The 5,762-nt window shown below is 34.2% G+C and carries 6 protein-coding genes; 2 read left to right on the top strand and 4 right to left on the bottom strand.

Going from position 1 to position 5,762, the window contains the following annotated elements; translation table 11 throughout:
• The 3 genes from ACT8VG_RS06655 to ACT8VG_RS06645 all read right to left on the bottom strand — a co-directional run.
• Positions 1-717, bottom strand: a 717-nt coding sequence (locus tag ACT8VG_RS06655) for a patatin-like phospholipase family protein (RefSeq protein WP_444195455.1), incomplete at its 3' end; no start/stop codon positions are given.
• Positions 714-2,156, bottom strand: coding sequence for a 4-alpha-glucanotransferase (malQ, locus tag ACT8VG_RS06650; protein WP_117458601.1), 1,443 nt, complete (start codon positions 2,154-2,156; stop codon positions 714-716). The genes ACT8VG_RS06655 and malQ, both read right to left, overlap by 4 nt.
• A 1-nt stretch (position 2,157) precedes the next feature.
• Positions 2,158-2,799 (bottom strand): lactate utilization protein, encoded by a 642-nt coding sequence (locus tag ACT8VG_RS06645; protein WP_195920929.1) that lies wholly within the window; start codon positions 2,797-2,799, stop codon positions 2,158-2,160.
• A 71-nt stretch (positions 2,800-2,870) separates the two neighbouring features.
• Between ACT8VG_RS06645 and ACT8VG_RS06640 the strand changes: the two genes are divergently transcribed.
• The gene (locus tag ACT8VG_RS06640) at positions 2,871-3,395 is read left to right on the top strand and encodes a cysteine hydrolase family protein (RefSeq protein WP_444195454.1); all 525 of its coding nucleotides are present in this window, start codon (positions 2,871-2,873) and stop codon (positions 3,393-3,395) included.
• 119 nt (positions 3,396-3,514) lie between these two features.
• Entirely contained in the window at positions 3,515-4,579 is a 1,065-nt protein-coding gene (locus tag ACT8VG_RS06635) for a branched-chain amino acid aminotransferase (protein WP_006507057.1), read from the top strand.
• 823 nt (positions 4,580-5,402) lie between these two features.
• Here ACT8VG_RS06635 and ACT8VG_RS06630 read toward each other — a convergent pair.
• Positions 5,403-5,762 (bottom strand): citrate/2-methylcitrate synthase (locus ACT8VG_RS06630; RefSeq protein ID WP_444195453.1); only part of this gene is annotated, 360 nt, incomplete at its 5' end.

Below are 5,762 nucleotides of genomic sequence, written 5' to 3'. Positions count from 1 at the left end.
AAGAATAGAACGACGATTGATATATTGTGGATGTACTGGTATAAGATGCATATCCACTACGACTATTTCATCAGAGCCCATATCTAAAGCAAGATCAATAGGAAGATTATCACTAAATCCCCCATCAATATACTTATTACCATTTATTTCTGTCATTGGAAAGACTGGAAAACAGGCACTACTTGCAAGTAAATAGTCAAGCATATGACCTCTTTCCATTTCTGATTTAGTCTTATAACATGCTTTCATGCTTGGAAACTGCACTGTACATATACCAAAATCGATAGGTGAAGATAATAGGCGTTCTTCATCCATCAGTCCACGGCAGTGTTCTACAAAAGGGGTATTATCAGCCCCTTTGTTTTTAAAATAGTATTTCAAAAAAGATTGTGCAAGAGATGTCTGCTGCGCAATGGATTCTTTAAGTTCTGATAAGTTACTTCCCTCTTCCTTATTAAATAAAGAAGTTGTCATAAAGTCATCTTTTAAATCAGTCAAATCAGGTGCATTATTAAAGACATGATCCATATCTAATATATTCCATGTATACTCTAATCCTTCATAGTCTCCCATAGCAACTAATGCCCCATTGAGGGCACCAATAGAAGTTCCTGTCACAATATCAAAATGTTGGTTTAATTCTTTGGCAGCAAGTAAGAAACCAGCTTCATAGGCTCCTTTAGATCCTCCACCACTTAATACAATGGCTCTTTTCATAGAGTTTCATCTCGATTCGTATCATGAATGATTTTCTTCATGAATTTCATTTCTTTATTGAATTCTGTAAAGCGTGACATCTTCCATTCCCAGTTAGGAGATCCAATAGTACCTGGAGTATTAAAGCGTGATGTTTCTGGTTCTCCTAAAAGATCCCATACTGGAATAATGACAGATTCAGCAGGTAAATCCATACAATAATGAATCATCTGACGATGTAATTTACGTTCCTTATAACCATCTAATAAGAGTTCTACATCCTTTAAGCTATCTTTATCAAGATTATCATACCATCCCATTAATGTATCATTATCATGTGTACCGCTATAAACAACAACCTTATCAAAATCAAATTCATCTTTGTAATGGAACTGGAAGATATACATTCCCTTGAAATTATAATGATCTCTTAGTTCATACACTTCATCTCTTAATAAGCCTAAATCTTCTGCAAGAATATGTGTATCTGGATATTCTTCAAATAATTTGTCAAATAGTGCATAGCCTGGTGCTTCGACCCATTCCCCTACTACTGCAGTAGGTTCTGATGCTGGAATCTTCCAATAAGTATCAAATCCACGGAAATGATCAATACGTACTTCATCATAAAGCTTATTCGCACTATGAATTCTATCAATCCAGAACTTGAAATTTGTCTTTTCTAGATGATCCCAGTCATAGATAGGGTTACCCCATCTCTGTCCAAATTCACTAAAATAATCAGGTGGTACACCTGCCACAAATGAAGGTGTGCCATCTTCTTCTAACAAGAAGTCTTCCTGATCTAACCAGCAATCAGCACTATCTAATCCTACATAGATAGGCATATCCCCTATAATCATAATACCCTGATCATTCGCATATTTCTTTAATGCATACCATTGTTTGAAGAAATAATACTGTAAGAACTCCTGATAATTGATTTCTTTCTCAAAAGGTAATAGTTCAAAAGATTGATGTTTAGGGAACTCCTTATATTCCTCATGCCACTCTGTCCATGGCTTTCCCTCATTTGTTAATTTAAAAGTACGAAATAATGCATAACCCTCAACCCATTTATTGTTTTCCACAAACTGCTTAAAATCATCATTAAATTCAAATCTTTTATAAGCGAGTCTTAATAAGTCTTCTTTATGTGCACGTACAGCTTCATATTCCACTGTTTCAGCCTGTTTATTAAATGTTTTTAATTCACCTTTTTCAAGTAAACCATCATTAACTAAATCTTCTAAATCAATATAAAGTTCATCACCCGCATAAGATGAATATGGCTGATAAGGTGAATTCCCATATGCTAAAGGATTAAGTGGTAAGATCTGCCAGATCTTTACATCTGATTTCTTTAGCTGATCTACAAATGTATATGCGTTCTTTCCAAAATCTCCTACACCATAAGATGATGGTAGTGCAGAGATAGGACATAGTATTCCTGCTTTCATATTAATAACCTAACTCCTGTCTCATAATAATTACATGGATTCTATCCTTATTTCCCTGGCGTGCAAGTTTGACATAAGATGCACAAATTCTTTGATCTGACATGCAATTGACACACTTACCAGCAACAGCACATCCTGTTTGACGGTGTAATCTAATCGCATTTGCCGGTGCTGACACGTTTTTAATATGATCAATAGCTTCTTCTTCTGATTCAAAGATCTTATTGACACCAGCAACGACATAAACATCCTTAGGTCCATAAATCATTGCAGCCACTCTATTACCATTGCCATCAATATTATATAAACAGCCATCTGTTGTCATTGCATTGGTACTAGTTAAATAAATATCCGCGTTAAATGCTTCATGATGTATTGCATTGATTTCTTCTTTAGTTAATCCTTTAGCATAACGATCAAGGAACTTCACATCACTTGCACGCACTAAATCTAATACATGCATTTCATCAAGTGACATAGAACCACCTACTGCCACTACCTTTTGGTCCTTGAAAATTGTCTTAAAATAATCATGAAGTTCTTCTTCTGTATTAAATACATTACAAGTCATGTTATTTCTTTCTAATGCTTTCTTTAATCTTTCAATTTTTAAATCATACATACCCAATAAATTCTTATCCATAAAAACACCTCTCTGTGCTCTATTATAACATATCAAAGTGCGTTATAATAAATAAAAAAGGAGGTTTAACCATGAGCAAGAAACTACTAGTTGTTGTAGATTATCAGAATGATTTTGTGGATGGTGCACTTGGATTTGAAAAAGCAGCCAAGATTGCCCCTTATATCATTTCATTAGCAAAGAAATATGAAGAAGAAGGTGAAGATGTCTGGTTTACTAAAGATACACACTTTAATAACTATCTAGAGACACAGGAAGGCAAGAATTTACCTGTACCTCATTGTATCTCGCAGACCAAAGGACATGAACTTTATGGAGAATTACAGTCTTTAAGTAGAAATCATACAGTGATTGAAAAGAATACTTTCCCATCTTTAATGCTTGCGAACTTATTAAAAGATACAGCTTACGAAGAAGTAAGAGTAGTAGGAGTAGTGACTGATATTTGTGTTATTTCTAATTGTATTATGATTAAGAGTGCACTTCCTGAAGCTTTAATTGAAGTAGATACAAAAGGATGTGCTTCTTTTGATGAAAACCTAGAAAAAGCAGCTCTTACAGTATTAGAAAAGAGTTTGCAAGTTAAAGTGATTTAGTGTTATTTTTCTGTTTTCCATAAATAATATAAATTGTTTTGTATTATTTCCTCATTTTGTATTGCATCTAGCAAATGATAGTACTATAATGAGAACAATTCTAAAGGGGGATTTTAATAATGGAAATCAAAGTAGAAAGAGCAAAGACTCTTAAAGAAAAGCCAGATCAGTCAAATCTTGGCTTCGGTAAATATTTTACAGATCATATGTTTGTATATGATTGGGATTCTGAAAAAGGATGGCATGATGCACGTATTGTACCATATGCTCCAATTCAGATGGATCCAGCTACAATGGTCCTTCACTATGCACAGGAAACTTTTGAAGGCTTAAAGGCTTATCGTGATCCAGAAGGAAATGTTCAGTTATTCCGTCCAGAAATGAATGCGAAACGTATGAGAAACTCAAACAAACGTTTATGTATGGCTGAATTACCAGAAGAAGACTTCGTAGAAGCTGTAGAAACTCTTGTTAAGTATGAACAGGATTGGATTCCTACTGCACCTGAAACTTCTTTATATATTCGTCCATTCATGTTTGCGACTGAACCAGGTGTTGGTGTTCATCCAGCAAATAAATATAAATTCGTTATTATCTTAACACCAGTTGGAAACTATTATCCTGAAGGTGTTGCACCAGTTAAGATTTGGATTGAAGATGAATTTGTAAGAGCTGTTAAGGGTGGTACTGGTTTCACTAAATGTGGTGGTAACTATGCTGGTTCACTTGCTGCTCAGGTAAAAGCTGAAGAACATGGTTATACTCAGGTATTATGGCTAGATGGTCAGGAAAGAAAGTATGTTGAAGAAGTTGGTTCTATGAACATCATGTTCTTAATCAACGATACAGTAGTGACTGCACCTCTTGAAGGTTCAGTACTTCCAGGTGTTACAAGAGATTCTATGCTTACAATTCTTCGTGACTGGGGCTATAAAGTAGAAGAGCGTCATCTAAGTGTTGATGAATTAATGGAAGCAGGACGTACTGGTGCTTTAAAAGAAGCTTGGGGTACAGGTACTGCAGCAGTTATTTCTCCAGTTGGTGAATTATGTTATAAGGGTGAAGAGGTTCTTATCAATGACTTCAAGACTGGTGAATTAACTCAGAAATTATATGATACTTTAACAGGTATCCAATGGGGTAAACTTCCAGATAAGTTCAACTGGATTCATAAAGTAAAATAATCAAAAAGCGCTTCGGCGCTTTTTTTTGTGCTTATAATTAAGTAGTCTAGAATGAAAGAGAGTATAAGATATATAAAATTGACAGGAGAATGCACGATTAGAGTCCATCAAGGAAAAACAGAACTATGACAATAAGATGACCAAAAAAATAGTGCGTAAGCACAACAATAGAATCAAAGACTACAGCACACATTGTGATTAATTACTGTCTTGATAATGATATAGGAACACTTATCGTGGGCTATAATGAAACACTTCAGAAGTATTCCAATATAGGTAAAAGTAATATGATATCCCCTATAAGATACTTCAAGATAAGCTTGAATATCTCTGTAAATCAAATGGCATCATACTTGCAATATAGGAAGAATCGTACACCTCAAAGGCCAGCTTTTGGGATAAGACCATTTCAGTAGAAAGAGAATAAATCGTGGACAGTATAGAATTGCTGATGAGAATGTACTAAATGCAGATATAAATGGTTGTGGATACAAGTATCCTATACGATAGAGGCGAAGTAGACATGTAATAACAATAGGGATCAACTAGTATTAGGTGAAAACTTAAATACTAAGAAACTAAAAACTCCGACTTAATTTTAAAATTAAGCCGGAGTGGTTTATTTGCTGTGTTTTCCAATAATAAATACAGCAGTTCCAATAATTATGATTAAAGAACCACATATTGTCAATAAATAGGAAACAACCATATATTTCTCCTTGAGAGGACAACATCCTTATAAAGATAGTAACATTTATTGGTTCAAAAGTGTAGTGTTTTTATTGAAAACAAAAGAAAAAATGCGATTTTAGTCGCACTTTCCCTATCTATCTTCGATATTTTTATATTCTTTAAGTTCTCCCACAAATTTAGTGGCAGGTCTAACAATTCGTCCACTATAAAGCTTAGATTCAATATTATGAGCGACCCACCCTACTGTTCTTCCAATTACAAAGAGTAATGTATAAAGATCTTCAGGAATGCCAAGCATATCATAAACTAAACCACTATAAAAATCGACATTTGTACAGACATGGATACCTTTTCTCTTATAGATTTCATCAATCGCAATAGCTGAGAATTTTCTATAAAATTCATATTCATCATGTCTGAATTTTTCATATGATAATTCTTCACACTGTTTTGCAAGAATTTCACTACGCGGATCACTTAATGTATATAC

It is taken from the genome of Catenibacterium sp. (assembly GCF_052354645.1).
Taxonomy (GTDB): Bacteria; Bacillota_I; Bacilli_A; order Erysipelotrichales; family Coprobacillaceae; genus Catenibacterium; species Catenibacterium mitsuoka_A.
The sequence above is the reverse complement of the archived record's forward strand: the minus strand, read 5'-3'. Positions and strand labels throughout refer to the sequence as shown.

What these genes read in the sequence shown, in the direction of transcription:
- malQ (WP_117458601.1), bottom strand. Translation starts at nt 2,156, where the DNA reads ATGAAAGCAGGAATACTATGTCCTATCTCTGCACTACCATCATCTTAT.
- ACT8VG_RS06645 (WP_195920929.1), bottom strand. Translation starts at nt 2,799, where the DNA reads ATGGATAAGAATTTATTGGGTATGTATGATTTAAAAATTGAAAGATTA.
- ACT8VG_RS06640 (WP_444195454.1), top strand. Translation starts at nt 2,871, where the DNA reads ATGAGCAAGAAACTACTAGTTGTTGTAGATTATCAGAATGATTTTGTG.
- ACT8VG_RS06635 (WP_006507057.1), top strand. Translation starts at nt 3,515, where the DNA reads ATGGAAATCAAAGTAGAAAGAGCAAAGACTCTTAAAGAAAAGCCAGAT.